The organism is Labilithrix sp. (genome assembly GCA_019637155.1).
Taxonomy (GTDB): domain Bacteria; phylum Myxococcota_A; class Polyangia; order Polyangiales; family Polyangiaceae; genus Labilithrix.
The window spans coordinates 36948-63555 of the sequence record JAHBWE010000029.1; the positions used below are offsets into that span (position 1 = coordinate 36948).

At 69.9% G+C, this 26608-nt stretch carries 18 protein-coding genes; 5 read left to right on the forward strand and 13 right to left on the reverse strand.

Annotation, left to right across the window (positions count from 1 at the left end):
* Positions 1-9: 9 nt before the first annotated feature.
* Together KF837_41430 and KF837_41435 are read right to left on the reverse strand one after the other, a co-directional pair.
* A complete protein-coding gene (locus tag KF837_41430) occupies positions 10-615 on the reverse strand; it encodes a hypothetical protein (protein ID MBX3233859.1) in 606 nt (201 codons plus the stop codon).
* A 10-nt stretch (positions 616-625) separates the two neighbouring features.
* A complete protein-coding gene (locus tag KF837_41435; GenBank protein ID MBX3233860.1) occupies positions 626-1651 on the reverse strand; it encodes a thioredoxin domain-containing protein in 1026 nt (341 codons plus the stop codon).
* Positions 1652-1725: 74 nt separating this feature from the next.
* On the opposite strand from KF837_41435, the gene KF837_41440 reads away from it, so the two are divergent.
* On the forward strand, positions 1726-4335 hold the full coding sequence (locus KF837_41440; GenBank protein MBX3233861.1) for a VacB/RNase II family 3'-5' exoribonuclease: 2610 nt from the start codon (positions 1726-1728) through the stop codon (positions 4333-4335).
* 17 nt (positions 4336-4352) lie between these two features.
* Here the strand turns inward: KF837_41440 and KF837_41445 are convergent, their stop codons facing one another.
* From KF837_41445 to KF837_41455, 3 genes are read right to left on the reverse strand one after another with little or no spacing between them, the layout of a single operon-like run.
* Positions 4353-5051, reverse strand: coding sequence for a hypothetical protein (locus KF837_41445; GenBank protein ID MBX3233862.1), 699 nt, complete (start codon positions 5049-5051; stop codon positions 4353-4355).
* A gap of 39 nt (positions 5052-5090) precedes the next feature.
* The gene (locus KF837_41450; GenBank protein ID MBX3233863.1) at positions 5091-7244 is read right to left on the reverse strand and encodes a cellulase family glycosylhydrolase; all 2154 of its coding nucleotides are present in this window, start codon (positions 7242-7244) and stop codon (positions 5091-5093) included.
* Between the two features lie 23 nt (positions 7245-7267).
* Positions 7268-8236 (reverse strand): J domain-containing protein, encoded by a 969-nt coding sequence (locus KF837_41455; protein MBX3233864.1) that lies wholly within the window; start codon positions 8234-8236, stop codon positions 7268-7270.
* Between the two features lie 88 nt (positions 8237-8324).
* Between KF837_41455 and KF837_41460 the strand changes: the two genes are divergently transcribed.
* Positions 8325-9473 carry an SUMF1/EgtB/PvdO family nonheme iron enzyme gene (locus tag KF837_41460; protein MBX3233865.1) on the forward strand — a complete coding sequence of 383 codons (1149 nt, stop codon included), beginning with the start codon at positions 8325-8327 and terminating at the stop codon, positions 9471-9473.
* A 6-nt stretch (positions 9474-9479) separates the two neighbouring features.
* Here the strand turns inward: KF837_41460 and KF837_41465 are convergent, their stop codons facing one another.
* The gene (locus KF837_41465; GenBank protein MBX3233866.1) at positions 9480-12128 is read right to left on the reverse strand and encodes a membrane dipeptidase; all 2649 of its coding nucleotides are present in this window, start codon (positions 12126-12128) and stop codon (positions 9480-9482) included.
* A 128-nt stretch (positions 12129-12256) separates the two neighbouring features.
* Between KF837_41465 and KF837_41470 the strand changes: the two genes are divergently transcribed.
* Positions 12257-14233 carry a hypothetical protein gene (locus KF837_41470; GenBank protein MBX3233867.1) on the forward strand — a complete coding sequence of 659 codons (1977 nt, stop codon included), beginning with the start codon at positions 12257-12259 and terminating at the stop codon, positions 14231-14233.
* A gap of 8 nt (positions 14234-14241) precedes the next feature.
* On the opposite strand, the gene KF837_41475 is transcribed toward KF837_41470, so the two are convergent.
* From KF837_41475 to KF837_41505, 7 genes are all read right to left on the reverse strand, one after another.
* A complete protein-coding gene (locus tag KF837_41475) occupies positions 14242-15168 on the reverse strand; it encodes a hypothetical protein (GenBank protein ID MBX3233868.1) in 927 nt (308 codons plus the stop codon).
* Between the two features lie 13 nt (positions 15169-15181).
* Positions 15182-17401: a metallophosphoesterase gene (locus KF837_41480; protein MBX3233869.1), complete on the reverse strand. Its 2220-nt coding sequence runs from the start codon at positions 17399-17401 to the stop codon at positions 15182-15184.
* A 118-nt stretch (positions 17402-17519) separates the two neighbouring features.
* Positions 17520-17930 carry a BON domain-containing protein gene (locus tag KF837_41485; GenBank protein ID MBX3233870.1) on the reverse strand — a complete coding sequence of 137 codons (411 nt, stop codon included), beginning with the start codon at positions 17928-17930 and terminating at the stop codon, positions 17520-17522.
* Positions 17927-18394 (reverse strand): hypothetical protein, encoded by a 468-nt coding sequence (locus KF837_41490; protein MBX3233871.1) that lies wholly within the window; start codon positions 18392-18394, stop codon positions 17927-17929. The genes KF837_41485 and KF837_41490 overlap by 4 nt, the downstream gene beginning before the upstream one ends.
* On the reverse strand, positions 18391-18807 hold the full coding sequence (locus KF837_41495) for a phage holin family protein (protein ID MBX3233872.1): 417 nt from the start codon (positions 18805-18807) through the stop codon (positions 18391-18393). The genes KF837_41490 and KF837_41495 overlap by 4 nt, the downstream gene beginning before the upstream one ends.
* Positions 18808-18821: 14 nt before the next feature.
* Positions 18822-23468, reverse strand: coding sequence for a translocation/assembly module TamB domain-containing protein (locus tag KF837_41500; protein MBX3233873.1), 4647 nt, complete (start codon positions 23466-23468; stop codon positions 18822-18824).
* Positions 23469-23470: 2 nt separating this feature from the next.
* Entirely contained in the window at positions 23471-25567 is a 2097-nt protein-coding gene (locus tag KF837_41505; protein MBX3233874.1) for a BamA/TamA family outer membrane protein, read from the reverse strand.
* Positions 25568-25671: 104 nt separating this feature from the next.
* On the opposite strand from KF837_41505, the gene KF837_41510 reads away from it, so the two are divergent.
* Both KF837_41510 and KF837_41515 read left to right on the forward strand, forming a co-directional pair.
* Entirely contained in the window at positions 25672-26316 is a 645-nt protein-coding gene (locus KF837_41510) for a YXWGXW repeat-containing protein (GenBank protein MBX3233875.1), read from the forward strand.
* Positions 26313-26552, forward strand: a complete 240-nt coding sequence (locus tag KF837_41515; GenBank protein ID MBX3233876.1) for a hypothetical protein — start codon at positions 26313-26315, stop codon at positions 26550-26552. The genes KF837_41510 and KF837_41515 overlap by 4 nt, the downstream gene beginning before the upstream one ends.
* Positions 26553-26608: the final 56 nt, after the last annotated feature.

The following is a 26608-nucleotide window of genomic DNA, read 5'->3' on the forward strand; positions in this document are numbered from 1 at the left end:
GCAGTCTCCTCAGCGAATGGCCTTCGTGATCTCCGACTTCGCGAGGAAGAGCTTCTCCGACGTCTCGACGTCGACGACCTCGAGGTAGAGGAAATACTGGATGCGCCGCATGTCCTCGTTGCGCTCGTCGTTGCCGGAGACGTGGCCGGTGATGAAGTACTTGGCGCCCATCTGCTTGCCGTACTTCGCCGAGTTCTGCGGGTTGAACGCCGCCGACTGCTGGCCCTCGACCGCGCGGATGAACTCGTGCTGGCGGCGCTGGTCGATGATGCGCACGGTGCCGGCCTCGAGGATCCAGTTCTCGGTCTCGCTCAGGATCGTGTCGAGCTGAGGCTCGATGTGCTCGGTGGTCGAGTTCTGGAACGGGAACACCGCGACGAGCGGCTTCGGGCTCTCGGTGCGCCACTGGTTCATCACCGGCGACGCGCGGAACTTGTTGAGCGTCTCCTTCAGCGCGCGCTTCATGTCCTCTTTGTCGAGGCTCGTCGAGACGGCAGCGCGATCGATGCTCGGATCGTCGGCCCCGCGGACGACCTCCTTCCCGCATCCGGGCTGGAGAGCGAGCGCAGCGAAACCGAGGGCGATCGACGCGTGGCGAACGAAGCGAAAGAGCATGGAAGAGAGCCTAGAGCCGCCGAATCGCGCCGTCGAGAGCGGCCTCGAGGTCGGCCCTTTCCTGGACGCCCTCGAGCTTCGTGTCGTCGACCCAGATCGTCGGAAGACCGTGCCCCTTCGCCTGCTTGAACGCGGCTTTGTCCTGCTCGATCCGCGCCGCGGTGGCGGGATCGTTCACGCATTTCCGGAACTGCTCGACGTCGAGGCCGTGCGCCTGCGCGATCTTCTCGCAGCCCTCGGGCGTGAGCTCCGTCTCCGGCACGGTGAAGAGCGCGTCCGCGATCTCCTCCCCTTTGCCCATCGACTCGCCGCAGCAGCCGGCCTTCGCGGCGTCCATCGCGTGCGGATGCATCCGGAGCGGCACGTGCTTGCGGACGAGCCGCACCTTGTCCTTCCGCGCGGCGACGAGCGGCGCGAGCTCCTGGTGCGTCGAGCGGCAGAACGGGCACTCGAAGTCGGCGAAGTCGACGACGGTGACCTTGCCGCGGCCGGTCCGGCGGATCTCCTCCGCGACCGGCTCCGGCAGATCGCCCGCGAACGCGCGCCGGTTGAAGCCCACCGCGAGCGGGACCGCGAGCGCGACGACGAGCGCGACGACGACGCCGCCGATCACGCTCTTCTTCTCCGGCGGGTCCCAGTCCTCGCGCCAGCGCAGGAACGAGAGGCCGGCGAGCACGAACGACGCGCCGTCGACGACCGCGCAATAAGGACAGAGCGCGCCGAGGCGCGCCTGGATGATCAAGAAGACGGCGCCGGCGACGCCGCCGATGAGCCCCAAGAAGAGCTGGGCGGTGCGGGCGCGCATGCCGGGGAGGAGCGCCGAGAACCCGAGCGCGAGCATGCCGAGGAGCCCGATCGCGGGGAGCGGGATCCCGAACGGCCGCGCGAGCGCGGTGGCGCGGACCTTCGCGCAGCCGCCGCCGGCGTCGCAGAAAACGGGGGCGGGGCGCACGTAGTCCACGAGCAACACCGCGCTCGCGACGAGCGCTGCGGCGACGAGGACGACGGTGAGCCAGAAAACGGCCTGTCTCTTCACGCGACCATCATAGTGGCAAAGGGCCGCCGATTATTCCCGGGGACGGCCGGATCGATCTCGTCTAAGACACCGCCATGCCCCGAAAAGCGCTGCCTTCGCGCACGCACGTGCTCGACGTATTCGAGCAAGCCGACGGCGCGCTCCACACCAACGAGGTGGCCGAGCGCCTCGGCGTCGCGGAGGAGTCCATCCCCGGCCTCCTCCGCCTCCTCGACGACCTCGTGTTCGACGGCATCCTCGTCGCGCGCGGCCAGCGCTTCAAGCTCGATAGCCGCGGCCCCGCCAGCGCGCCCGCCGCACCGCCCACACTCCACGCCGCAAAGCTGCCAGCTCCCGCGAAGAAGAAGGGCCTCCCTCCGAAATCGCCCAAACGCACGAAGGCGCACGACCCAGACCCAAAGCCGCTGTTCGAAGAAGAGGCGGAGGAAGAACCCTCTCGGGGGCCCGGGGCGGCGAAGCGCGTCTCCGCGCGTAGAGGCCCCGGCGGGGTGAGCTCGAGAGGGGCTGGCCCCTCTCGAACTAGAAGAGAGGGGCTGCTGAAGATCAACCCGCGCGGGTTCGGGTTCGTCGCGTCGCCGACGGCGACCGGCGACGACGTGTTCATCGGCGCCGAGTCGCTCGGCGGCGCGATGCACGGCGATCAGGTCATCGTCGAGGTCGTCGCCCGCGGCACGCGCGGCGCGGAGGGCCAGATCGTCGAGGTCGTGAAACGCGGCGTCACGCGCGTCTCCGGCATCCTCCAGCGCAAGGGCAAGAGCGCGTGGGTCGACCTCGACGATCCGCGCATCCGTGGCCCGGTCGTGCTCGCGCGCGAGATCGACCAGAGCGTCGAGGGCAACAGCGGCGAGAGCGGGCAGGTCGTGGTCGCGGAGATCACGCGCTTCCCCGAGAACCCGGGCGAGAACCCGGAGGGCCGCCTCGTCGCGGTGCTCGGGCGTCCGGGCGAGCTCTCCGTCGAGGTGAACAAAGTGCTCCTCATCGCCGGCATCGAGGAGGTGCACTCCGCGGAGGCAGTCGCCGACGCCGAGAGCTACGGCGCCGAGGTCCCGAAGGAGATGCTCGAGGGCCGCGAGGACCTCACGCATATCCCGCTCCCCACGATCGATCCGGACGACGCGCGCGACCACGACGACGCGATCTGGGTCGAGCGTACGGACTCCGGCGGCTACGAGGTCTGGATCGCGATCGCCGACGTGAGCTCCTACGTGCGCCCGGAGAAGAAGGCGCTCGACGACGAGGCGCGCGACCGCGGCTGCAGCATCTACCTCCCCGACCGCGCGATCCCGATGCTGCCGCGCGCGCTCTCCTCCAACCTGTGCTCGCTCCTCCCCGACGTCGTTCGCCTCTGCCTCTGCGTGCACGCCGAGCTCGACGCGAGGGGGACGATCAAGAAATCGCGCATCGTCCGCGGCTACATGAAGAGCGCGGCGAAGCTGACCTACGGCGGCGTCGCGCGCGCGCTCCGCTTCACCGATCAGCCGCCGAAGCAGCCGAAGGCGGAGGCGATGGTCGAAGGCCTGAAGGTCGCCTACGAGTGCTCGCGCCTCCTCCGCGGCCGCCGCATGAAGCGCGGCGCGCTCGATTTCGATCTGCCGGAGCCCGTCATCAAGCTCGTCGACGGCAAGCCGGTCGACGTCACCAAGCGCGCGAAGGACGAGGGCGTGAAGAAGGCGTATCAGCTCATCGAGGAGCTGATGATCTTCGCGAACGAGGTCGTCGCGCGCTGGCTCCTCGATCGCGAATTGCCGGGCGTGTACCGCGTCCACCTCCCGCCCGATCCGCTGAAGCTGATGCGCCTCCAGGCGATGTGCGAGGTGCTCGGCATCGACCTCGACGTCGATTCGCTCCAGACGCCAAAAGGCCTCTCCGAGACGCTGAAGGCTTTTGCCGATCATCCGAACGCCGCGGTCCTCAACAACCTGCTCTTGCGGTCGATGAAGCAGGCCACCTACGACACCGCGAACCTCGGCCATTTCGGACTAGCGAGCGACGCCTATCTCCATTTCACGTCCCCGATTCGCCGTTATCCCGACCTCGTCGTGCACCGCGTCTGCCACGCGGCGCTGACGAAGGACGAAAAGGCGAAGAAGAAGGCGCTCGCCCGCGACGCGAAGCCGGAGGACCTCCAGGACGCGGCGATCCGCTCGTCCGCCGCCGAGCGCCGCGCGATGGAGGTGGAGCGCGAGATCGCGGACATCTATCGCTGCTTCTACATGATCGACCGCATCGGCGAGCGCTTCGAGGGCACGGTCTCCGCCTTCGTCGGCGCGGGCGCGTTCGTCACCCTCGACGATCCGTTCGTCGACGTGATGGTGAAGACGGAGGACCTCGGCTTCGACTACGTGATCGAGGACGACGGCCTGATGGCGACGAGCAAGCGGAGCGGCGCCGCGATCCGCCTCGGCGACCGCATCGTCGTCGACGTCACCGACGTCGCCATCCTCCGCCGCACGGTCTACGCGAAGAAGGCGCGCGGCGAGGGCGGCCTCTTCGAGGACGACGGCGGTCGCCCGCGCTTCAAGAACGTCAAGGACCGCGCGCGCGGCAGCCGCGACGCGAAGGGCAAGAAGTTCCCGGGCGGCGGCGGCCTCGGACGAGGCCGCGACCGCGACAAGGGCGGCCCGCCGAAGGGTCACGGCCCGAAGAAGGGCAAAGGCGGCGGCGGCGGCAAGAAGCGCCGCTGAGCCGCGGTCGGCGCGCGTCAGTTCACGTACGGATCGAAGGCGACTTCGGGCGACTGCTCGCGGAGCATCGGCTCGCCGGCGAGCTTCGTGATGACCATTTCGACGATGTGGACGTTGTCGTCGAACATGAACTTCTGGCCGTTCGCGTTGCGGACGCCGAACTCGTAGCGGCGGCCCGTGACCTTGTTCAGGCCGCGGACCTCGTCCCAGCGGATCTGCCAGAGCGGCTTGCCGTGGCCGTTGATCGCCATGAGCCGTTTGTTCGTGATGGTTTGAACGTACGTCGAGTGACTGCGGTCGGTGATCGTCAGGTAGAGCAGGTAGAGCCCGAGGCCGAAGGCCGGGATCATGATGATGCCGATGATCAGGCCGAAGATGACGTAGCCGATGCGGTTCGCGCGGTAGTAGTAGAGGACCTTCTCGCCCGGCTCGAGCGCCACGCCGCCGACGAGACGCTGCATGGGCTGGCCCTGCGGACCCCACTGCCCGTTCGCGACCGGCGGCTGCTGCGGCTGCATGTACGGCGCCGCGGCCGGCTGCGCGTACGACGACGGCGGCGGCAACGGCTGCGTGCCGATCTCGGGCGGCGGAGCGGCGACGGGCGGCGGCGGCGCGCCGGCCGGCGGCGGCGCGACCGGGTACTGCGCCATCACTTCCGTGCCGTGCTGCCCTTTCGCCGGGCCCGGAGGTGGACCGCCGCCATAAGGGTTCTGCATGACGCTCAGCGTATCAGCGCGCCTGTCGTCGATGGAGCGTCAACGATGCTCGAAGACGGCGCCGTCCCAGGGAGGCAGGTCGACGGCGAAGCGGCCGTTCGCCAGCGAAACCGCCTCCTTACCGGTCGTCGTCACGCGCTCGACGCTCCGGAGCGCGGCGGCCGCCCGCACCTCCACCCGTCGCGGATCCGGACCGTGGTTCACGAGCACGAGGTAGCGATCGCCGAGCGGCGTCGCCTCGACCTCGGGCTGCGCCGGCGCGAGCTCGAAGCGCGGCCGCGGACCGAGCGCGCGGACGGCGCGGTAGAGCCGATCGACCAGCTGCGGCTTCGCGCGGAAGTCCTTCGCGTCGAACGCGGACGGCGTCGTCGCGAGCCAGCTCTCGAACGGGAACGCGGCGAGCACCGTCGTCCCGCGCCCGAGCTTGTTCACCACGATCGCCGGCCGTCCGTCCTGATCGACCGCGACGACCTCGCCGCGTCCGGCCTCGAGGACGGAGCCCCAGTAACGCGACGAGGCGACCGGCACCGTGAACGAATACGTCTCGCCCGGCGCGAGCTCACCGAACGCCTTCACGATCCTGATCGTCACCGACGACGCCGTGTTCGTGTCCGCGAGGCGCGCGCCGAAGAGCGGCTCCATGTCGGGGACCGCCGCGTCCGCCGCGACCGACGCGTAGAGGACGCCGCCCGCCTCCACGTACCTCCGCGCCCGCGCGTAGAAGCCCGTGTGCACGTGGGTGAGGAACGGCGTCGACGTGCTCGTGAGCGGCGACGGGAGGAGCACGATCGGCCGCCGCGTCCACGCGTCGTCGTACTCGCGCGGCATGTCCGCCTTCATGCCGGCGCGGCGCGCGAGGACGAACGAATTCAAGAGCCCGCCCATCAGCCACTCGTTCCCGCTCGCCGCCTTCTCGAGCGTCCCGACCGTGTCCTCGGTCGAGACGTAAGGAATGGGCTCTTTGCCGGTCAGCCTCTGGCGCGAGAAATCGCCGTGCGGTTTCGCCCACTCCTCCGGCACCACCAGCGCCGCGTCGGCGGCGGCGACGCCCGTAACGTCCATTCGCCCCACGACCTGGGTGAGCTTCCGGAATTCGCGGCCGCGCGGTTTGTCCTTGCGGTCCCACGTCGCCAATCCCCACTCCGTCTCCTGCGGAGTCCGCAAATAAGGCAATTGGCTCCATTGCTCCGGAGCGGCGTCGGTATAACACCAGAGGTCGACGCCGATCGACCCCGCCGCGAGGGCGGAGTAGAGGCTGGCGCGCTCGTAGTTGGCAATCCGCTCCGGCGCGTACTGGGCAGTGGAGGCGCCCATCTCGTGCACCATCGCCGGCCGCCCCGCGCCGCTCGCGAGCGCGATCTGGAAGGCGGCGCCGTACGTGCTCCGCTCCGACAGCATCGCGTCCGGGAACAGCTTCGGATCGTAGATCGTGAACGGGTGGACGCTCAGGAAGCCCACCGCGTCGACCTTGACCATGTTGTCGGCGCGGAACGGGCCGTGGCTCGTCTCCTGCCCCGCCGCGCCGACCACGATCGGATGTTTCTTGTCGTGGCGCCGGATCCCCTCCGCGATCGCGCGCGTCCACGCGATCGCCTCCGCGTCGTTCACGTCGGTCGCGATCCAGAACGGAGGCTCGTCGGTGAGGTCCCAGGCGAGGATCGCGGTCTCGTCGGCGTAGCGCCGCCCCAGCTCCGCGGCGAGGTTCGCCTCGAGCCGGATCATCTCCGGGTCCTTGTGCGGGTGCCGCCCGTTGCGCCACGGCACGTCCCAGTACGCCTCGCCGACCTCGCCGCCGATGAACAAGCTCGGATGGAGGTAGACGCCGTATTTTCCCGCGAGCGCGACGAGCGTGTCGAGCTGCTTGAACGCCGCTTCGTTGTAGACGCCCGGCCGCGGCTCGAACCACGCCCACAAGAGATCGAAGCGCGTCACGGTGAAGCCGAGGTCGCGCATCTTCGCGAAGTCCGCCTCGACGTCGGCGGGATCGAAATGGAGCGGCCAGCCCATCGCCGCCTTCGCCGGCACCCAGTGCGCCCCGAGCGGGACGAAGCGCTTGCCGCCGCGGACGAAGCCGTGCGCGTCGAGCGTGACGGCGGGGAGCGTCGCGGCGCGGACGTGCGTGGCCGAGACCGCCGGCGCGGGCGGCACGCGCGCGCACGCGCAGAGGAGCAGGCCCGCCAGCGCGACTCTCATCGCGCGCGAGAATAGGCGATACGTCAGACCGCGGTCGACTCGAGCTTCGAGCGGAGGTTCGGATCTTCGAGCTTCGCGATCTCGTCCGCGATGCGTTCGAGCTCGGGCGAGGCCTTCGTCGGGACGTGGACGACGAAGTGGACGTAGAGATCGCCCTTCGGACGCCCCTTCCGCTCGACGCCCTTCCCGCGCACGCGGAGGACGCCGCCCGACTGCGTCCCGGCGGGGACCTTCACCGCGACCGCGCCCTCGAAGGTCGGGACCTTCACCTTCGCGCCCTTGATCGCCTCGCTCACGTGGATCGGCACCTCGATGTGGAGGTCGTCTCCCTCGCGCTTGAAGAGCGGATGAGGCGTCACCTTGATGACGAGGATGAGGTCCCCGGACGGCCCGCCGTTCGGCGAGCGGCCGCCCTGCCCCGGGATGCGGAGGCGGCTGCCGTTGTCGGCGCCGGGCGGGACGCGCACGGTGACGGTCTCGGTCGCGCCGTGCTGCCGGAGCTGGAGCGTGGTGCCCTTCACCGCCGCGTCGAAGTCGACGGTGAGCTCCTGCTCGAGGTCCTCGCCCTTCATCGGCCCGCGCGAGCGACCGGCGCTCCGGCCGAAGAGGTCGCCGAAGTCCGCGCCGCCCACGCCGCCGCCGAAGAGGTCCTCGAGGTTGACCTGATGCGCGCGCCCGCGGAAGCCGCCGCCGGCGAACGGGTTTCCGCCGCCACCACCGCCGCTACCCCACTGTTTGTAGGCGCGCGCCTTGTCGGCGTCGAAGCCCTCGCGGAGCGCGTCCTCGCCGAACTCGTCGTAGAGGGCGCGCTTCTTCTGGTCGCTCAGCGTCTCGTAGGCACGGTTGACCTTCTTGAAGCGCGCCTCGACCTCCTTGTTCCCCGGGTTCTTGTCGGGGTGGAGATCGCGCGCGAGCTTCCGATACGCCTTCTTGATCGCATCGGCCTCGGCGCCCTTGGAGACGCCCAGCACGCCGTAGAAGTCCTCGGCCATCGTCGGATGAACCTAAATCCCAGGCGCGCTCGTTGCAATGAGGTGCTTCGCAGGAAAGGCGCCCGGGCGGTGAGGCGTTGCTAGAGTCGTGCAGATGCTCCTCGGGAGGCGTGGCTGGGCGGTGGCGTGGTTCGGCGGTGCAGCGGTCGTGCTTGCGTGCAGCCCCACGCAGCCGCCGCACGACAACGTCCCCGACACGAAGGCGCCCGCGGTCGACGCGGCCGCCGGCGGGAGCTCGACCGACGCCGCGATCGAGGCCGCCGCCCGCGCGATCCTCGACGCAGGGCCGGCCGACACGGGCGCGCCGATCGTCTACTCCGACCCGATGACGAGCCACAAGGAGTCGACGGAGGAGATGCTCTCGCTCTTCGAGATCCGGAAGTTCACGGAGCAGGAGGAGAAGACGATCCAGGCGCAGGCGTTCTTGAAGCGCATGTTCCAGCCGAAGGGCCCGCAGTTCGCGAACCAGGGCAACAAGGCGATCGCCCAGCACTCCATCTCGAAGGAGAAGTGCCTCGAGGGCCTCGCCGGCATCACGCTCCAGACGCCCGAGCAGAAGGAGAAGTGTGGGGCCGAGAACATGGTCCCGGTCTGGATCAAGGGCAAGGAGGCCTGGTACTGCGTCGACATCTTCGAGTTCCCGAACAAGGCGTGCGAGCTCCCGATGGTGTGGACGCAGCCGCCGCTCGCGAAGAAGGTGTGCGAGCTCCAGGGCAAGCGCCTCTGCTCCGACATCGAGTGGAACATCGCCTGCCGCGGCGACCCGGAGGGCGGCGAAGACTGGAAGTACGCTTACGGCAACAAGCTCGACATCGAGATCTGCCACACCAACCTGCGCCACCGGCAGCCGTGCGTCGTCCAGGACGCGCAGACGACGTGGAAGACCTGCACGACGGACACCGAGCCGAGCGGCGCCTACCCGAAATGCCGATCACGCTTCGGCGTGTTCGATCAGCACGGCAACGTCGCCGAGGTCATGATGCGCCGCGACAAGGCGACGAACAAGGTCGTCACCCAGCTAAAAGGCTCGGCGTGGTTCTACAACGAGCTCGCGCGCGAGCCAGGCGAGCCGGTCCCCGCGACGACGACGAACAAGACAGGCGCCTATCCCGATCACTGCAATTTCGACCCACGCTGGCACGTCGAGCCGCTCGAGAGCGCCGGCCACGTGAATTACCACTTGGGATTCCGCTGCTGCAAGGACATCGCGTACCTGAACCCGCCGCCGGCGAAGTAGAGCGCATTACCGTTTCGACGCCTCGGCGCGCTCCCACATCCGGATGTACGCCTCCGCCGATTGAAAGGCGGCGCGGAGGTCCTTCACGCGCGCGTTGCGTACCCGCAGCTGGTTCGAGACGTCCTGCAGGAAGTCCGGAACGAGGCCGTAGTGCGCGAGCCCGTCGAGGTTGTAGTCGTAGTCGCGGACGTTCGGGATGACGTAGCGCTCGAGCGGCGCGTCGACGTTGCCGCTCTCCATCCGAGACCACTGCAGCGCGACCGCCTTCACGGTGTCGTACGCGCGCCGTAGATCGCGCGGCTCCTGCGGCCGCGGCTTGGCGGCGGCGACGCGCGAGGCCGCTTCCCACCAGATCGCGTCGCCGGTGACCGGACGGCCGCACATCCCCGCCGCGACGGGACCGACGACACCACGTTCCTCCTTCAGGTCTCGCTCGACCGCCGCCGTCGCGCCCGCCTTGCAGCGCGCGATCCCGATCCATACCGCGCGCTCGGTCGCCGTGTAGGCCGCGTGGTCGCTCTTGGGACCGAAGAAGCGGTGCACGCTCGCGGAGGTGATCGGCCGGTCGTAGGTCACCCCCGCCTCCTGCGCGTCCGCGTCCGCGCGCAGCGTCTCGCGCATCGATCGCGCCGGGAGCCGCCGCGCGTCGTCTTTCCCGCCGCCGACGCGGAGCCGCGCCGAGCACGCCCACGGACCGAAACGTGGGAGCGGTTCCTGCGCGAGGCCGTTCATGTCGCTGCCGAACCCGACGCCGGTCCCCTCCATCCTCTCGACGGTATACGCATACGCGTTCATCCACGAGGTCGAGGCCCCCTGACACTCGGGGCCGGGCAGCACGCTCCGGACGTCGCCCTGATTGGTAATCGGATTGACGACTCCGCCGAGCCCCCGCACCCAACCGAGCTCGTTGCCGGTCTTCATCGGCTCGCTCCGCAGCTTGGTCGAATCCTCGGACTCGTTGACCGAATACCCGAGATCGCGCAGCCACGAGTGGCCCATCGCCACCGGCGTGCACGTCGTCGCGAAGTGCTCGAGCGTATCCATCCGCGCGAGCTCGCTCATGTGATCGACGTCGACGACCGCCCCTCGCCGCCGCAGCTCGTCGATCACCTCGAATCCCAAGTCGGTCAGGCCCACTCCGTTGATGTGCCCGCCGGCGATGCTTTTGTAGTCGCCCATCGGCGGGTCGAACGGCGCGCCGCCGTAGCGATTGGGCTTTTGCAGGAGCTGCGCGCCCCAGACCGGAAGCGCCTGCTGCTCGAGCGAAAAGGCAAAAGCGACCGAGTCGTCGTGGATGACGCGCTGATAGTGGCCCGTCATCCACCAGGTCAGCAGGTTGAAGACTCCCTCGTGATAGACGGCCGCACCGCCAAACGCATTGTCGGCGAGGTGGATCGGGAAGAAGTGCCGCGCCCCGAGCCGATACAGCTCGTCGACGCCGGCGAGCGCGCGGGAACGATGACAGTCCTCCGCACGACGGCACCCGCCGATCGCGTCGACCTCGACGCCGAGGACCACCGCGAGCTTTCCCGCACCTACGATCCGGCGCGCGTCCGCGGGCGTCTCGGCGATCTCCATGAAGTCGCCGTGTCGGCCCACGAAGGCGCGCGTCTCGACGAGCTGCTTCACCGCCGCCGGCATGTCGTCCTTCGGCTCCGCTCCACGGAACTCGCGCGCGAGCAGCTCGTTGTGAACCGCGAGCGCGATCATGATGCGCTGCCCACCGCGCCAGGCGCGTCGGATCCAGTCGACGTGCATCTGCTGATGCGTCTGCGTCGCGAACCAGGGCCAGCCCTCGAAGCGCGCCGCACCACCCGTGACATGGCCGGGCAAGCCGTCCGTCGAAGGCTCGAACAGCGCCATCATCGCGCCCGCCTTCCCGTCGACGCCGAGGCCGCGCGTGCCATGCTCGCGGCGACAGTCCGCGAGCGCAGCGTCGAACGGTCCTTCGTTCTGCCCGACGAGGACGTGCGTTCCGAATCCATGCTGGCTGAGCGGATGCGCGTGCGTGTCCGCGAATCCCCACACCGGCGCGGGCGCGGGCGCCGGCGTCTCCTCCGAGTCGTAGATCGCGTCGACGAGGATACCGTCGGGCGCGCTCCCGTCGTCGAGCACGCGGAGCCGCGCGGTCTTGCCGCGGTACGCGGCGACGTCCCAGACGACGGCGCCGAGTTGAACGTTGCCGCTGCCGTTCACGACGATGACGGGGGCGAAGCCGTTCTCCTCCAGCTCGAGCTGGACGCTGCGTCCCGGTCCGCCGCCGCCGACGCGCAGCGAGAGGTAGCGATGCGCGAGCGTGAACGTCGGCGAAACGATCGCCTGCGCGCGACGCTCGAGGCCCGTGTCGAGGCGGCACTGGCCCTCCTGCCCGACGTCGATCGGCGTGCGCCAGTAGCTGCCCGCCGGCGAGAGCGGCTCGAGACGCTTCACGCGATCGGCCATCACGAGCCCACACGCGGGCTGCGCGCCGGCGTCGGACTGCCATCCCTCGAGCCCGTGCTCGAACGACCAATCGATGGTCCGGCCCCGCTCCCGGCCGAGCGGCTGCGCGCACACGATCGGCCCCGGCGCCGCCGACCGCGCGATCACGGGCGGCAGGTCGCGACACGCGGAGAGGAGGAGCAGCAAACACCACGACGAATGACGAGCTCGCACGGCGCGACGATACACGAACGATGATGTCCGAAAAATCGCCTATACCAATTATACCGGCTCTACGAGATAACCCTTATCACCCCCAGGGGTGATGGCGGAGCGGCTCCGAACCGAATAGGTTGCGCTCGATGCTGCGTCACACCGTCCTCGGGCTGATGCTCGCCACGCCGGTCCTCCTGGGATCTCGACCGGCCTCCGCTTTCATCTTCTCCGAGCACTCGCAAATAACGGAGCAGGCGCTCACCACGCTCACTCGAGACGGCGAGGTGCGCGCCATCTTCGACGAGCTCGCGAGCATGACCGACCTCTGCGCGCGGGAAGGATCCATCAACGAGACGGACTGCCTCGCATTGATGAGCGACTTCGTCGCCATCGCCGGCGACCACGCCTGCACTCCCGTGGAGCTCGCGCGAGAGCTCGCGGCTTCGAACGAGCCGACGAAGAAGGACCGTCATGGCGACAACGAACGCGACCACTGGTACTGGGAGGTCCGCCGTGTCGCGTGGGACGAGGACGCGGAGCTCAACGGCGACAATCCGAAGAACCGCCGCCGGCTGAACGTCATCGACATCCTGACCGACGGGACGAAGGACGCCGCCGGCTACACGTACAGCAACGACCGAAAGAAGCTGGACGACGGCGACTACTCCACCCGCAACTTCGTCCGGCGTCGCCTGAACCTCCAACTGCAGAACGCCGATCCGAAGTACACCTCTCGCGCGAAGGGCGACGATGGGCATTTCCAACTAGCGAGAGCTCCCGGCGCAGAGACCTCTCTCACGGCGTTCCTCGAGCAATCCCTCGCGCCGGACGCGCTCTCGAACGCGACCGCGTTCTATGCGACCTACCACCTCGCCGCGCTGAGGCTCGCCGCCGAAGCCGAGGCCGCGAAGGGGAAGCCGGAGCGTCCGGGCCTGCTGAAGCGCGCGTTCCTCGCCGAGGTCTTTGCGCTTCACTTCCTCGAAGACTCTTTTGCTGCGGGGCACGTCGTCGGCCATTGGGGTGACGAAGGGATGGGCGGAGTCCGTCTGCCGCTTCGGAGCGAGAGCGTTCGAATCGGAACGCACGACTACTATTGTGACCGCGGCGTCGAGACGACACGCTGGGTCGACCTCGCGTCGCCGCCGGCGGGTCCGTACTCGGTCGCTCACCACGTCACGCACGGCGACGCGAACATGACGACGACTGATCTCGATTTCGCCGCCGCCGCCGTCTTCACGAGCCTCCGACAGGTGCTGCTCGTTGCGTCGCAGCGCACGCCAGCGGACGCCGCCCATCGGCTCGCGGCCTTCCTCCCGGCCGGAGACGAGTCGTTCGACTCGTGCGTCGGCGGCAAGCACACCCCGCAGGGGCTCGCCGGGATCGCTCGCGTCGCCGGCCCGATCCAGGAGGTGCTGCAGCTCGAGCCGATTCCGAGCGCACGTAGCCCGGAGCTCCCACGCTTTCGTGCGGAGGTCGGGCTCTTCATCGGCGCGGCGGCGGCGGTCGACGGCGGCACGGGCTTCACGCGCATCGATTCGGGCGGCGAGGGCGCGATCGGACGGGCGCGCGCGACGCTACGCGCCGGCGTCGGCCTCGGCGGCATCAGCACGGATCCGATGAACAGCTTGATGTTCGTCGAGGTCGGCGCCGTCGCGCTGGGAACACGCATGTTCGAGAGTCCAAACTCGAACGTCGGGCTCTCGGTGCGGCTTCGCTCGCCAGGGCTCATCTCGCTCGTCGAGGGCACGCCGCTCTTGATCCTCGCCGCGGCGACGCGCGCGCCCTGGCTCCTCGAGGCCGCGTCGACCGCCGCCAACGGAGGCTGGCTCCCGAGCATTTTCCGGTCACATCACATCACGGGGACCTGGAACTGGCAGATCTCCGCCCTCCGTGACGTCGCTTGGAATTTCTACCCGCGCGGGAGCGACGGACACTTCCGGTGGGAATTCCAGGTCCCGATGCTCACCGCTCGGAGCGCCAATCCGAGCTCGGGCGTCGTCTGGGCGCAGTCGAACGACTTCTGGTTCGACCTCGGGATGACGGCCGGCCGCTCGAATCAGTTCCGCGACGGAAACTACGGCGTGTACCTCGGCTTCTCGGCGTCATCGCGCTCGTTCCCCTGATCGTCGCCTCAGTTCTTCGTGCACGTGAGGGTGAAGGGTTTGCAGTCGCCGCCCTTGTTCATCGCGACGGCGTCGCCGGTCATTGCGCGGCCGCCGGGGTCGAGCTTGAGGCGGCCGCCGGAGTAGGAGTCGTCGGCGTAGCGGAACTGGAGCTCGCTCCCGACGACGGCGCCGCTCCACGTGCGCGACGCGTCGGGGCCGCCCGTGATCGTCGCCGTGATCTTCCCGTCGGCGAGCTGCACGATGTTCATGTGATCGGTGCCGGTCCACGTCCCGCCGATCACGCACGTCCACCGGCCGTCGACCCTCACCTTGCCCGGCGCCGGCTTGTCCGCCGCCGGCACCTTCGCCGCGCACTCCTTGTGGCCGGCCGCGGTGCGCGCCGCCTGCTGATCATGCTCGATCGCCGCGACGCGCGCGTGCGCCTTGCTCTGCGCGTAGTAGGTCGCGGTCGTCTCGACGGCGGTGTAGCCCGCGGGCGCCGGCGGCGCCTCGGGCGGCGGCTTGTCCCCTTCGTAGACGAGGACGCGCGTGCCCGCTTCGGTCAGGTGGAGCTTCTTCTTCAGCAGGACCTCGACGAACTTGTGGCTCCGGAGGGTCACGAGCCACACGCCCGGCTTCACCTTGAAGTCCTGGGTCGAGGACGGCGCGATGACGGGGCGCTTCGAGTGGTAGTTCTCGCCGAGGTAAATGGTGCCGCTCTCGGTGCGCCCGCCCGGCGGCACGTCGGCGAGCTCGAGGTCGACGTACTGGATGTGATGCGGCGTGTAGTTCGAAATGACGAGGGGCGCCTTCCCCTGCATCGAGCCTTCGACCGCGTTGTAGTCGTGCTCCTCCGCCGGGCCCGCCGGCTGCGGCTTCACCACGCACGAAATCAAACCGATCGCGAAGACGAGACCGATCAGCCCACGAACGAGCGTCCCCACATGATTCATCCCGACCGATTGTCTACCAATCGAAGACCTTGTCGAGCGGATTCGCGGCGTCCTTCGGGCGCAGGCTCTTCGTGCGATCGATGTCGACCGAGAGCACCTTCGCGAAGGACGCCGGCGCGGCGCCGTGCGCGAAGTACGTCGCGGCGTTGATGCGCGGCGTGTCCGTCTCCTTCGTCACGTGCAGCACCGCGTAGCCGAAGAGCGGCTTCCCCTCGTACTTCTGATCGGAGAGGTCGGAGCCGGCGCCGAAGCGGAGCACCGCGAGCTCGCGCGCCCCTCCGTCCGCGCTCCCCTCGAGCGAGAGCCGGTTCGGGACGAGCGGATCGTCCTCGACGAGCACCTCGAGGCTGTTGAAGTGCACGTGGCCGAGGACGAGCGTGCGGACCTGCGCGCTCGCGGAAATGCGGCGGAGCAGCTCGACGCCGGACATGAAGTAGCCGGCGCCGTCTTTGTCGAGCTCGCCGTCCGGCGCCATCCACTCCTGGAGGCCGTCGTGGCGGCAGCTGTCACGCTCGTCGACCGACATCGAGAGCTCCGGCTTCTTGCAGACGAGGGGCGTGAGCTGCTCCGAGAGGAGGTAGTTCAGCGTGCTCTGGCCGATGCCGCGGTAGTCGACGACCGGCATGTAGTAGCCGTGGTCCTCGCCCTTGTGCCCGCCGCGCGGGTCGTGGTGCATGAGGAGCACGACGTCCTCCCCCGCCGCCTTGCCGCGCACGAGCTCGCGATCGAGCCACTCGAGCTGCACCTTCGACATGCCGCCGCCGTAATTGACTGTGTACATGCCCCAGCCCGTGCGGCGGTGCTGGCGGAGCTCGTAGGAGTTCATCGACACGTAGCGGTTCTTGCCGAACGTCCACGACGACGTGAGCGGGCCGTACGTCTTCTGCCACTGGTAGAAGCCGTCGTAGAGGACCATGTTGCGATCGGCGCGCGGCACGCTCGTCCACCCCGCGCCGAACGAGTCGCCCGGGAGCCGCTCGAACGAGCCGGCGACGATGTCCTTGGGGAGGCCGCCGGGCGTCGCCGCGGTGCGGGCGAGGAATGCCGAATAGTCGCTGAACGAATAACCGGGCCAGGCGATCGCGTTCTGATCGTCGATGACCTCCTCGAGCGACGAGCCCGCCCGCGCGTCGATCGCGGCGACGGCGGCGGGGACGTGGCCGATCGCGGCGTACCCGTCGTGGTTGCCGGCGGTGAGGAAGATCGGCAATCGAAGTCGCTTGAGCGCGCCGAGGACGCGGGAGGCTTCACGCATGTACGTCGTCGCGACGTTGCGCTGGAAGATCGAGCCGGGCGAGCCTCCGTTGTGGAGGTCGCCGTTGAACGTGATGAAGGCGGCGTTCTTCACGTCGGGGCTGGTCTCCGCGTTCACGCCGTCGACGAAGTCCTCCAGCTTCTCGGCGGTGAGCGTCTTGTATTCGGCGCTGACCGATACTTGGGTATCGGTCACGTTGAGCGCGGTGTATTCCTCTTTGACGTCGTCGAACACGCGCACCGCGTTGTACTGGTACTCGTAGACGTTCGCGAAGAGCGCGCCGCCCTTCCGGACCTCGAAGCGCGTGTCGTAGAGATCGGCCGGGACGTCCGCCATCGCGGCGCGGTCGAAGATCGCGCGGAGCGTGTGGCGCTTCTTGAGCGCGACGGGCATGTCGCTCGGCTCCGGGCTCTGGACGATGCGCGCCGGCTTGATCCGGAAGACGCCCGCCTTCGCCTCCTGCGCCGTCTTCGCCTCCGCCGCCGCCCGCGCCGCGCGCGCGACGAGGAAGAAGGCGAGCGCGTCCTCGGCGTCGTCCTTCAACGTCACCGCGCCGTCGGCTAGGACGTTCGGCGCGAGGTGCGCGTACGCGTCGGGCTCGAGGCGGAGCACGACGACGAGCTCGTCGCTCGCGTCGCTCTTCACGTAGAGGTTCGGGTTGCCGAGCGTCGGGTAGATCAGGCGATCGATCTGGGTGCGGCCGTCGACCGTCCACGGCATGATCTGCTCGTTCTCGCTCGGCTCGGCGTAGAACACGTTCGAGAGCAGCGTCTCGTTCTTGTTCGAGAGGATCTCCCACGGCCGCTCCCGCACCGCCGCGGCCTCCTCCGCGTCCGAGACGCCGTCGCCGTCCGAGCCCGTCTTCGCGCGGGAGGTCGCGTCGTCCTCTCCGTGCTCGTCGCCCACCCTCCCGCCTTCGGACCCGCACGCGACGAGGAGCCCCGTGAAGAGGAGAGCGAGGAGCGAGCGAGCTGCCATGCCGCCACTGTGTGCAGCTGTCGGACCACGGCTCCTGACGCGCCGCATCCACTGGAAACATTCAGGATTACGGTAACGACCCGACCGCCCTGGATCACCCCTGGATCGTCGCCGACCCTCAGAAAGACGGGAGAACTTCGATCTGGTCGTCGACGCCCTCGACGCCCTCGACGCCCTTCACGCGTTCGAGGAGCGCGGTCTCCTGGGCCTGGCTGTTCACGATGCCGGCGAGGATGACCTTGTTCCCCTCCGTCTCGATCCGGACCCGAAAGAGCGCCATCTGGTTCAGCGCCGGGTCCGCGATGATCGCCGCGCGCACGCGATCGCTGATCCGCCGCTCGTCGCGCCGCCCGCGACCTTGCGGCGAGACCGACGCGGTGAGCGGCGCGTTCGAGCTCGTCAGCGTCTGCTCCGACGCCACGTTGGTGTGCGGCGCGCCCTTGGCGATCGGGAGCAGCGACGCGTCGCTGAACGTGCAGCCCCCGACCAACGAGAGGAGCGAGAGGAGGATCGTCTTCGTCTTCGTCACGTGACCTCGCGATGGGATTCTAGCGCAGCTCCCACCGCGAGGCGTCCATCGAGGAGACGACCGTCGACGAAGTTCGTCGTCGCCCGGCGCGCGAGCTCCGTCGCCGCGTACGTCAGCACCGCGAGCGCCACCTTCTCCGCCGCGACGCGGAAGAAGGACGGACGCGCGACGAGGTCCATCTCGCGCACCGCGTGGACGACGCGCTCGCCGAGCGAGCGGCGGCGGCGGCGCCGGACCGCGACGCCGAGCGCGTACGCGCTCGCGCCGAAGAGCGCCGCGACCGTGAGCGCGCCGGCGAGGGCGGGGAGCGCCGCCTTCTTCGCGCGCGCGCCGAGCTCCTCGACCTGGTGCCGGCGCGTATCGAGCGCGTCGACCGCGCGGAGGAGCCGCGACCGCACCACGTTGGCGCGGCGCTCGAGGATCTCGGCGCGGTGGCGAGTCGATTTCCCATTACCGGCGTTCATGCGAGGTGCTCCTTCAGCTGTTCGAGGTCGCTCTCGAGCCGCGCCCGGGTATGCGCGAGCGGCTTCTTCGGGAATACCGAATAGCCGAGCGCGACGCCGAGCCCCGCGACGAGCAGGAAACCGCCCGCGACCGCGATCGCGGTGAGCGGCGTCCCTCCGAGGGCGAGCACGAGCGCGACCGCGAGCATGCAGAGCGCGAGGACGCCGAAGGCGCCCGCGAGCGCGAAGCCCACCGCCGCCTTCTTCGCCCGCGCGATCTCTTCGTCGATCTCGGTCTTCGCGAGCTCGACCTCGAGGCGGACCAGCTCCTTCGCCTCGTCGAGGGCCTCCTTGACGAGGTCGACGGTCGAGGCCTCCTCGATCGCGAGCCGCTCCGGCGGCGGCACCACCATCTTGTTCACGCGCTTATCCATCTTGCCCTCATCAGCTAATAACGCTTCTGCCAGATGGCATCCATCTGACCTTTACCTCTGTCTCCGACCGTAGTCTCGAGTGACCAGTTCTTGTAAAATCGGTATTCGACCTTCGCGAGGTTCCGGTCTGGCTCCGTGATCGGCGGCGTGCCGAGGACGTGCCCGAAGGCGATCGCGACCTTCGACGAGACCTGGAACTCGACCTCCGGGCGCGGGTTGCGCGGGCTCGACGTGTCGATGCGCGCGGTCGCCTGGATGCCGGCCATGTCGTCGAGCGCGTCGGTGAGGCCCTGCGCGGCGACGCCGCCGCCGACGCCGACCGCGGCCGTCGTCGTGCCGTCCTTCTGCGTTTGCTGCGCGTGCGGGCGGGGGTTCACGCCGTCGGCGGTGCCGAAGAGGACGAGCGCGAGGATCTCGTTCTGCGGGCGGCCCGGCTCGGAGCGGAGGACGACCTTGCCCGTCTTCACCGGCCCGACGAAGTCGGCATAGACCTTCGTCCCGTCGGGCGCGTCCCACATCGCGGTCGCGAGGACGACGGGGTTGACGTCCGGCGAGCCGTCGAACGTCACCGTGGCGCGCTCCACCTCGAACTTCTTGCCCTGGACGTCGGCCCAGCCCTCGATCGCGCGGATCTCGCCCTTGATGCGGGTGTCCTGCCCGACCGAGACCGCGAGGTCGCCGCCGAGCGCGACCCGCGCCTGGTTCCCGCGCTCGATGTCGATGCGCCCCAGCTTCAGCGCGACCTCGAGCCGCGAGGGATCCTCCGCGCGAATCGAAGGAGGCGGGAGCGTGTCGTGCTTGTCGAGCGGCAGCTTCACGAACGTCTTGTCGTCGCGATAGACGCCGACGTGGACGTTCTCCTTCTTCTCGAGCGTCGCGACGCCGGTCTTGGTCGACTGCGGGAGCTCGACGTTGAGCTTGGGGACCTCGACCGCGATCGACGTGACCTTCGCGTCGGCCGACTGCTTCGCCCGCACGCGCACCGTGCCGTGGACGTCGCCCATCGGCTGGCCCTGGAGCGAGAACGCGAACGGCTTGCTCTTCGGGATGTCCACGTTCACGACCGCGTCCGCGAGGCGCATCCCGTCGATCTTCGCGGTCGCGTTCGCGCGCACCTCGCCCTGCACTCCGGAGGCGGAGACGTCGTCGACCTTGATCGTGCCGTCCTTCGCGAGGGTGACGGTCGCGCGCACCTTCCGGAGCTCGTCGCCGAGCGCGGCGACGCCGACGGTGCCGTCGCGGAACGTGATCTTCCCCTCCAGCTCCGCGCCCGGTTTGCCGGGGACGACGCGCGCGGCGGCGTGGGCGTCGAGCCGGCCGTCGAGGGTGGGGACCGCGCTCGCGACGAACGGCTGCGCGGCGGCGGCGTCGAAGTTCTTCGCCTCGAGCTTGGCCTCGAGCGGCGTCTCGTCGTCGAGCGTGGGCGCGAGCTCGGCGCCCCACCTCATGCCGCTCTTCGCGCTCGCGTCGATGAAGCCGTCCTTCTGATCGATCCTGACCTTCGCCGCGAGCTTGCCGCGACCGGCCTCGAGGTCGATGTTGCCCTTCTCGTATTCGACGCGGCCGACCTTCAGCTTCTGGAGCGCGATGTGGCCCTTCACGATCGCGTCCTTGTGGAGATCGACGAGCTCGACGTCGCCGCTGACGCGCCCCTTCACGCGCTGCTCCGCGAGCGGCGGGAGCGACTCGAGCGGGAACGAGGCGAGGTGCGCGCTCGCGGAGGCGGTCCAGTCCGGCGCGGCGCCGCCCGGCGTGCCGGCGATGAAGTCCTTCGCCTTCGCCTTCACCGACGCGGCGACGGTGAGGAGGTCCGCGCCGCCGGCGGCGGACTTCAGCGCGACCTTCGCCTCCTGGCCGTCGTAGTCGAGCGCGAGGTCGACGTCGGAGCGCATCTCCTTCCCCATCTGCGGCGAGCGCAGGCGGCGGCCGCGCGCGACGAGCCGCACCTTCGGATCGAGGATCGTCCCGCCGGCCTCGAGCTCCGCCTCCACCGCGCCGGAGGTGTCCTCGAGGTTCACGACCGGCGGCAGGTCCTCGAGCCGGCGGGGCGGGACGACGAGCCGCGCGGAGATCGGCGCGGCGAAGACCTGCTCCTTCGCCTGCTCCGGTCGCGCGACGAGCTCGTCGTAGGGGAGGACGGTCTTCGAGTCGAACGCGACGAGGACGCCGTGCGCGTCGGTCACGCGGAACGCGACGCTGGTGAGCCCGCTCGTCGCGTCGTTGCGCACGTCGACGCCGACGTCGACGCCGGTGACGCGCCACGGCGCGACCGCCTCGACGCGCACGTCGCCGATCGGCTCCGCCCGCTGCTCCGGCGCGCCCGCGAGCGCGAGCCCGTTCGTGTGCGCGTGGAGCTGCACCTCCGGCGGCGCGCCCTCACGATCGCGCCCGAGCCGCCCCTGCACCACGACGAAGCCGCGGAGATCGCCGACGGGGAGCTTCTCCGGCGCGACGAACGCGGCGACCCTGGCGAGGTCGACGCGGCTGTCGAGGCTCACCTTGCCGTGCGCGCGCTTCCACGCGTTCGGATCGGTCGCGTGCCCCGCGAGCACGACGTGGTCCGTCTTCAGCGTGAGCTCGCCGGTGTCGCCGACGCGCGCCGCGAGGTCGAGCGCGACCTCCCGCCCGTCGATCGCGGCGTCGACCTTCGCGTTCGCGTCCTTCATGTCCTGCATCGCGAGGTCCTTCAGCTCGACGTGCACGCCGGCCTTCACGTCGCCGCGACGGAGCGCGACCTTGCCCCCGAGCGCGAGGGTGCCGGACTTGATCCCGAGCTCCTCTTGGCCGGCGATGCGCGCGAGGAGCGGGAGGTCGATCGCGGGCGCCTCGATCGCGCCGTCGACGTCCTCGCCGCTCTTCACGACGTCCGCCGCGATCGGCGCGCCGACGCCCTCGATCCGCGCGCCGTCGACGCGGAGGTTCGCGCCTTCGATCTTCACCTGCCGCGCGACGACGACGATGGAGTCGGACGTCGGGCGGACCGCGGTGGCGCGCGGTCGTTCGATCGCGAGCGCGTCCCCGTCGAGGACGACGCGCGCGGCCGCGTCCAGCTTCGCGATCGGGAGGGTGCCGGTCACGAGCTCGCGCGCCTTCACCTCGGCGTCGACGACGGGACGGTCGAGGGTCCCGCTCACCTTCGCCTCGGTCGTGACCGCACCGATCGCGATCTGGGTGTCGCGGACGCGCGACGCGGTGAGCTTCGCCTTCGCGTCGATCGCGTTCTCCGGGAGCGTGAGCTTCGCGGAGGCGTCGACCTCGGCGCTGCCGCCGAACATCGCGCCGACGACGGGGACGCGGTGGAGATCGGGCGCCTTCGCCTCGACGCGCGCGGTGATGATCCTGCCGTCGGGCCGATCGGCGCGAGGCCGCATCTCGACGCGCACCTTCGTCGGCATCGCCTCGTCCTGGACGACCGCGGTCGCCTCCGCCGACCGGCCGGCGAGCTTCGCGCGCACCTGCACCGGCGGGAGCCGCTGGCCGTCGACGACGCCGGGCAGCGTGTCGACGGCGGCGACGCCGTTCACGTCGTCGCCCTCGATCGCGACGTCGGCGGTCGCGTCGAGCCCGAGCTCCGTCTTCGGAGCGGTCGGCTGGATCGCGCGGACGTCGACGTTGCGCGCCGCCACGGTGGCCTGGATCTTCGTCGTGTCGCCGGTGACGACGACGGCGTTCGCGTCGACCGTCGCGCGGCCGAGGGTGAGCTTCGCCTTGGCCTCCACGCGCGGGAGATCGCCGTGCGCCTCGGCGTGGAGCGTGAGCGCGTCGTGGATCGCGATCTCGCTCACGACCGCCTGCGTCCCTGCCCCCGTCGCGTCGTGCGCGTCGACGACGGCGTCGACGCGGCTCCCGTTCATGCTCGCGCGCGCGGACGTCGGGATGTCGCCGACCTTGCCGTCGAAGCGCGCCTCGAACGCCATCGGCGGGGTGTCGCCTTCCATCGGCATCGAGAAGCGGCCCGACACGGTGCCGTTCGGATCGAGCCCGCGCGGGATCGCGCGCGCCTGGAGCGCGACCTTCACGAGCTCGGCGTCGAGGCGCGCGGGATCGAGGTGCGCCTTCGCGACGAGGCCGTGGACGTCGGCGTCGACGGGCTGTCCCCCCGGCGGCACGCCGTGCGCCCACGCGTGGCCGAGCTGGACGTCGGGGGCCTCGACGCGGACGCCGCGGCCCGGCGGCTCGTTCGGATCGGACGGCGTCTCGTCGCGCGGCATGAACGCGTTCGCGAGGCGGAGGTTCTCGGCCGGCGTGCCGTCGGTGTCGAGGTTCGCGTCGACGTGATCGATCCTGACCTGATGCACGGGGATCACGATCGGCCCGTCGCCGAACAGCGCGGAGCGCGCGATCGCGAGCGCGTCGGTCTTCGCGTGGACGCCGGTCACGTCGAGGACCTGGACCCCCTCGGGGTCCTTCACCCGGACCTTGATCCCGGAGGCGCCGTCGAGCCCGATGTGGCCGATGCGATCGACGATGACCTCGCCCTCGAGCGTCGACTTGAGGATCGCGTTCGCCTGCGTCGTGACGAGGCGGTGCGTGAGCGGGAGGTCGAGGTGGAGGAGCGCGCCGGCGGCGATGCCGGCGACGAAGGTGACGGTGACGCCGACGACGCTGCCGAGGACCCCGAGGACGCGCCGGGCCCGACTACGCTTGGAATGGGACGACATGCTCAGAAGGCCTCACCGATTCCGAACGACACTGCGATAGGGATGCCAAGCGGGAAGGTCTCCGGCTCGCGCTCCTCCCGCGTGAGGCCTCCGATCGTCTGGAGCCCAGGAATGCGGTATCCGACGTCGAGCCGGACCGGCCCGACGGGGGTGTCGTAGCGCGCGCCCGCGCCGCAGGAGAGGTGCGGGTGGTTGAGCCGGATGTTCGTCTGGCGTGGCGAAACGTCACTCGCGTCGCAGAAGGTGGCCATCGAGAGCGGGCCGTCGACGACGAAGCGGACCTCGGCCGAGGCCTCCCAGATCGAGAAGCCGCCGGTCGGCGAGCGGCAGTCGAACTCGCCGCCGGGCCCGCAGTCGAGGTTCACGCGCTGGAGCTCGGCGTCGGGCGAGAGGAAGGGCACGAAGTCGTGGGGCCCGACGCCGCGGAGCGGATAACCGCGATTCGAGGTGGGCCCGCCGGAGAAGAAGCCGCGGAAGAACGTGAATTGATAATCGCGAGTCCGCTCCTCCGATCCTTCGTAGACGCTGCGCGGGTCCTGGACGCTGCCGCCGTAGTTCTGCGCGAACAAGAACCCGAACGATCCGCGGAGCGCGAGCGTCACGCGCTTCTTCGTAATCGGGATATACCCGCGGAGGTCGGGCTGCACCTTCACGTCGCGCGCGCCGCCGCCGAAGGGTCCGCCCGCGACCTGCAGCGTATTGAGGAGGTAAATGCCTCTTCGCGGGTGGACGCGATCGTTCCGGAGGTCGATCGCGAGGAGGAGCTCCGGATACGAGATCAGGAGCGGCCCGAGGGTGGGGTCTTTTCGGCCGACGTAGACGAAGGGCTGCGCGGCCTGGAGGTTGTGCGAGACCGTGCCGCTGAGCCGCCAGATCGTGCGCTCGAGGCCGACGCTGTTGCGCGCCTCGGCGTAGCCGATGACGGGCTGGTTGGGCGGCGGGTTGGGGTTGAGGAGGAGCGCCTGCGCGCTGATCTCCGGCCGGACGAAGCCGTTCGTGCGCGGCTCGAAGAGGCCGGGCTGCATGAGCTCGAGGCGGAGCCGGCCTTCGGGGAGGAAGTTGGTCGGCGCGGTGATGTTGTTGACGCGGATCGGGTAGAGCACGATGCCGGGCTTGAAGCTCACCGAGAAGGTGCGGAGCCCGCCGAAGAAGTTCTTGTGCTCCCAGCCGACGAGGCCGTGGACGTCGGTCTTCAGCGCGTCGAACTCGAAGCCGCCGCCGAGGCGGATCGTGCGGAGGCGCGACGGCTCCGCCTTGATCCGGATCGGGACGACGCGGTTCGGCGCCGGCGGATCGGGGAGCTCGGGCTTCACCTCGACCGACGCGAAGACGCCGAGATCGAGCAGCGCCTGCTGCGCGCCGTCGAGGTCGGCCTCGGAGTAGACCGCGCCCTCTTTGAGGTTGGCCGTGCGGCGGACGCGGTCCTCCGGCAGCGGGCCGAGGCCCTCGATCGTGACGGGGCCGAGGACGCAGGGCGCGCCGGGCTTCACGGTGAGGACGACGTCGGCGCGGTGCGCGACGAGGTCCACCTTCGCGTCGTTCTCGACCTTCACGTAGGCGTAGCCGCGATCGGTCAGCGTGCGGCGCACCTCGGCGAGGGCCTTGTCGAAGGCCTCCTGCTCGAAGCGCGCGTCCTTCACGAGCGCGAGGCTCGCCTTCTTCCGCGCGAGGTCGGCGATGTCGCGCGGGACGCCGTCGAGCCCGTCGACGCGCACCTCGCGGATCAGGGTCGCGGGTCCTTCCTCGACGACGATCTCGACGCGCGTGTGCTTGGCGTCGACCTCGTAGATGCGTCCCGCGCGCGCATGCGCTTCGAAGAAGCCGTGCTCGCGATAGACCGCCTCGACGCGCGCGAGGTCGCGCTGGAGCACGTTCCGATCGAAGACGGAGTAGTCGTAGAGGATGCCGCGGAAGAGGCCGAGGAACTTGTCGCTCGGCGTCGTCGCGATCTTGTCGGTGACGTCGTCGGCGTCGAGCTTGTCGTTGCCGCGGACGGTGACCGCGTCGACGGAGGAGCGCCCTTCGGGCACGTGTTTGCATCCCGTCGTGAGGAAGAACAAGGCCGCGCCGAGCGCCGCGAGGAAGGACGAGCGGATCATCGGGTCGAGCGGCCCTCGCCAAAGCAAGCCGCAGGCCCATGTCGTCGGCTCGCGTCCCGCGCGGACAAACCTGCGATGGTATGTGGAGTGCTAGTCCGCGCGCCGTGCACGTCTCGCGCTATCGGATGCTCGGGTTCATCGGTGTGGCGATCGCGATGAGTGTGGCGATCGCGTGCGGCTCCACGGTGCCGACGCCGAAGTACACGAGCCACCCGACGTCGGCGCTGGTGCAGGTCCCGTATCCGCCGCCGCCCGCGCGCGCGGAGGTCGTGCCCGATCAGGACACCGACGGCGCGGTGTGGATCGACGGCGAGTGGGTCTGGCAGACGCGACGCTGGGCGTGGCGCGCGGGGCGCTGGGTGGTGCCGCCGAGCGGGGCGCGCTTCGCGCCCTGGACGACGGTGCGCGACGAGGACGGCACGCTGTTCGTGGCGACGGGCGCGTGGCGCGCGGCGGACGGGAGCGAGGTGACGGAGCCGGAGCCGCTCGCGAAGGGCAAGCCGCGCGGCGCGTCGGTCGTCTCGCCGGACGGCGACGAGGTGCCGGTCGGCGCGCCGGCCTCGTCCGCGAACGCGCGCCGCGTCGATCGCCGCGACGCCGCCGCCGGTCGCGACATGGAGGCGCTCGACGCGGCGGTGCTCCCGAGCCTCTCGCTCGACGCGGCCGTCACCGACCAGCTGCTCGACGCCTCGCCATCGGAGCGCGCGCCGACGTTGCCCCGAGCTATGCTCGACGCGAGCACGCCGTGAAGGACATCATCGTCGTCGGTCTCCTCGTCATCGCGTTCGCGTGGCTCCTCACCGTGCACGCTGCGATCGTCTTCGGCCTCGCGAAGAAGCAGCCCCGCTGGCGCGCCGCCGCCGCGCTCTTCGTCCCGGTCCTCGCCCCCTACTGGGCGTGGCACGAGCACATGCGGGCGCGAGCGGGCATGTGGCTCGGCGGCATCGTGGCCTATCTCGTCGCGCTCCTGCTCGCCTCGCGCTGACCGCGTGCGCGCGCTTCGCCGCGGCTCCCGAGGCCGCGGCGCGCGCGATGCATTCG

What these genes read in the sequence shown, in the direction of transcription:
- KF837_41450 (MBX3233863.1), bottom strand. Translation starts at nt 7,244, where the DNA reads ATGAGAGTCGCGCTGGCGGGCCTGCTCCTCTGCGCGTGCGCGCGCGTG.
- KF837_41475 (MBX3233868.1), bottom strand. Translation starts at nt 15,168, where the DNA reads ATGAATCATGTGGGGACGCTCGTTCGTGGGCTGATCGGTCTCGTCTTC.
- KF837_41480 (MBX3233869.1), bottom strand. Translation starts at nt 17,401, where the DNA reads ATGGCAGCTCGCTCGCTCCTCGCTCTCCTCTTCACGGGGCTCCTCGTC.
- KF837_41430 (MBX3233859.1), bottom strand. Translation starts at nt 615, where the DNA reads ATGCTCTTTCGCTTCGTTCGCCACGCGTCGATCGCCCTCGGTTTCGCT.
- KF837_41490 (MBX3233871.1), bottom strand. Translation starts at nt 18,394, where the DNA reads ATGAACGCCGGTAATGGGAAATCGACTCGCCACCGCGCCGAGATCCTC.
- KF837_41445 (MBX3233862.1), bottom strand. Translation starts at nt 5,051, where the DNA reads ATGCAGAACCCTTATGGCGGCGGTCCACCTCCGGGCCCGGCGAAAGGG.
- KF837_41500 (MBX3233873.1), bottom strand. Translation starts at nt 23,468, where the DNA reads ATGTCGTCCCATTCCAAGCGTAGTCGGGCCCGGCGCGTCCTCGGGGTC.
- KF837_41505 (MBX3233874.1), bottom strand. Translation starts at nt 25,567, where the DNA reads ATGATCCGCTCGTCCTTCCTCGCGGCGCTCGGCGCGGCCTTGTTCTTC.
- KF837_41495 (MBX3233872.1), bottom strand. Translation starts at nt 18,807, where the DNA reads ATGGATAAGCGCGTGAACAAGATGGTGGTGCCGCCGCCGGAGCGGCTC.
- KF837_41440 (MBX3233861.1), top strand. Translation starts at nt 1,726, where the DNA reads ATGCCCCGAAAAGCGCTGCCTTCGCGCACGCACGTGCTCGACGTATTC.
- KF837_41470 (MBX3233867.1), top strand. Translation starts at nt 12,257, where the DNA reads ATGCTGCGTCACACCGTCCTCGGGCTGATGCTCGCCACGCCGGTCCTC.
- KF837_41455 (MBX3233864.1), bottom strand. Translation starts at nt 8,236, where the DNA reads ATGGCCGAGGACTTCTACGGCGTGCTGGGCGTCTCCAAGGGCGCCGAG.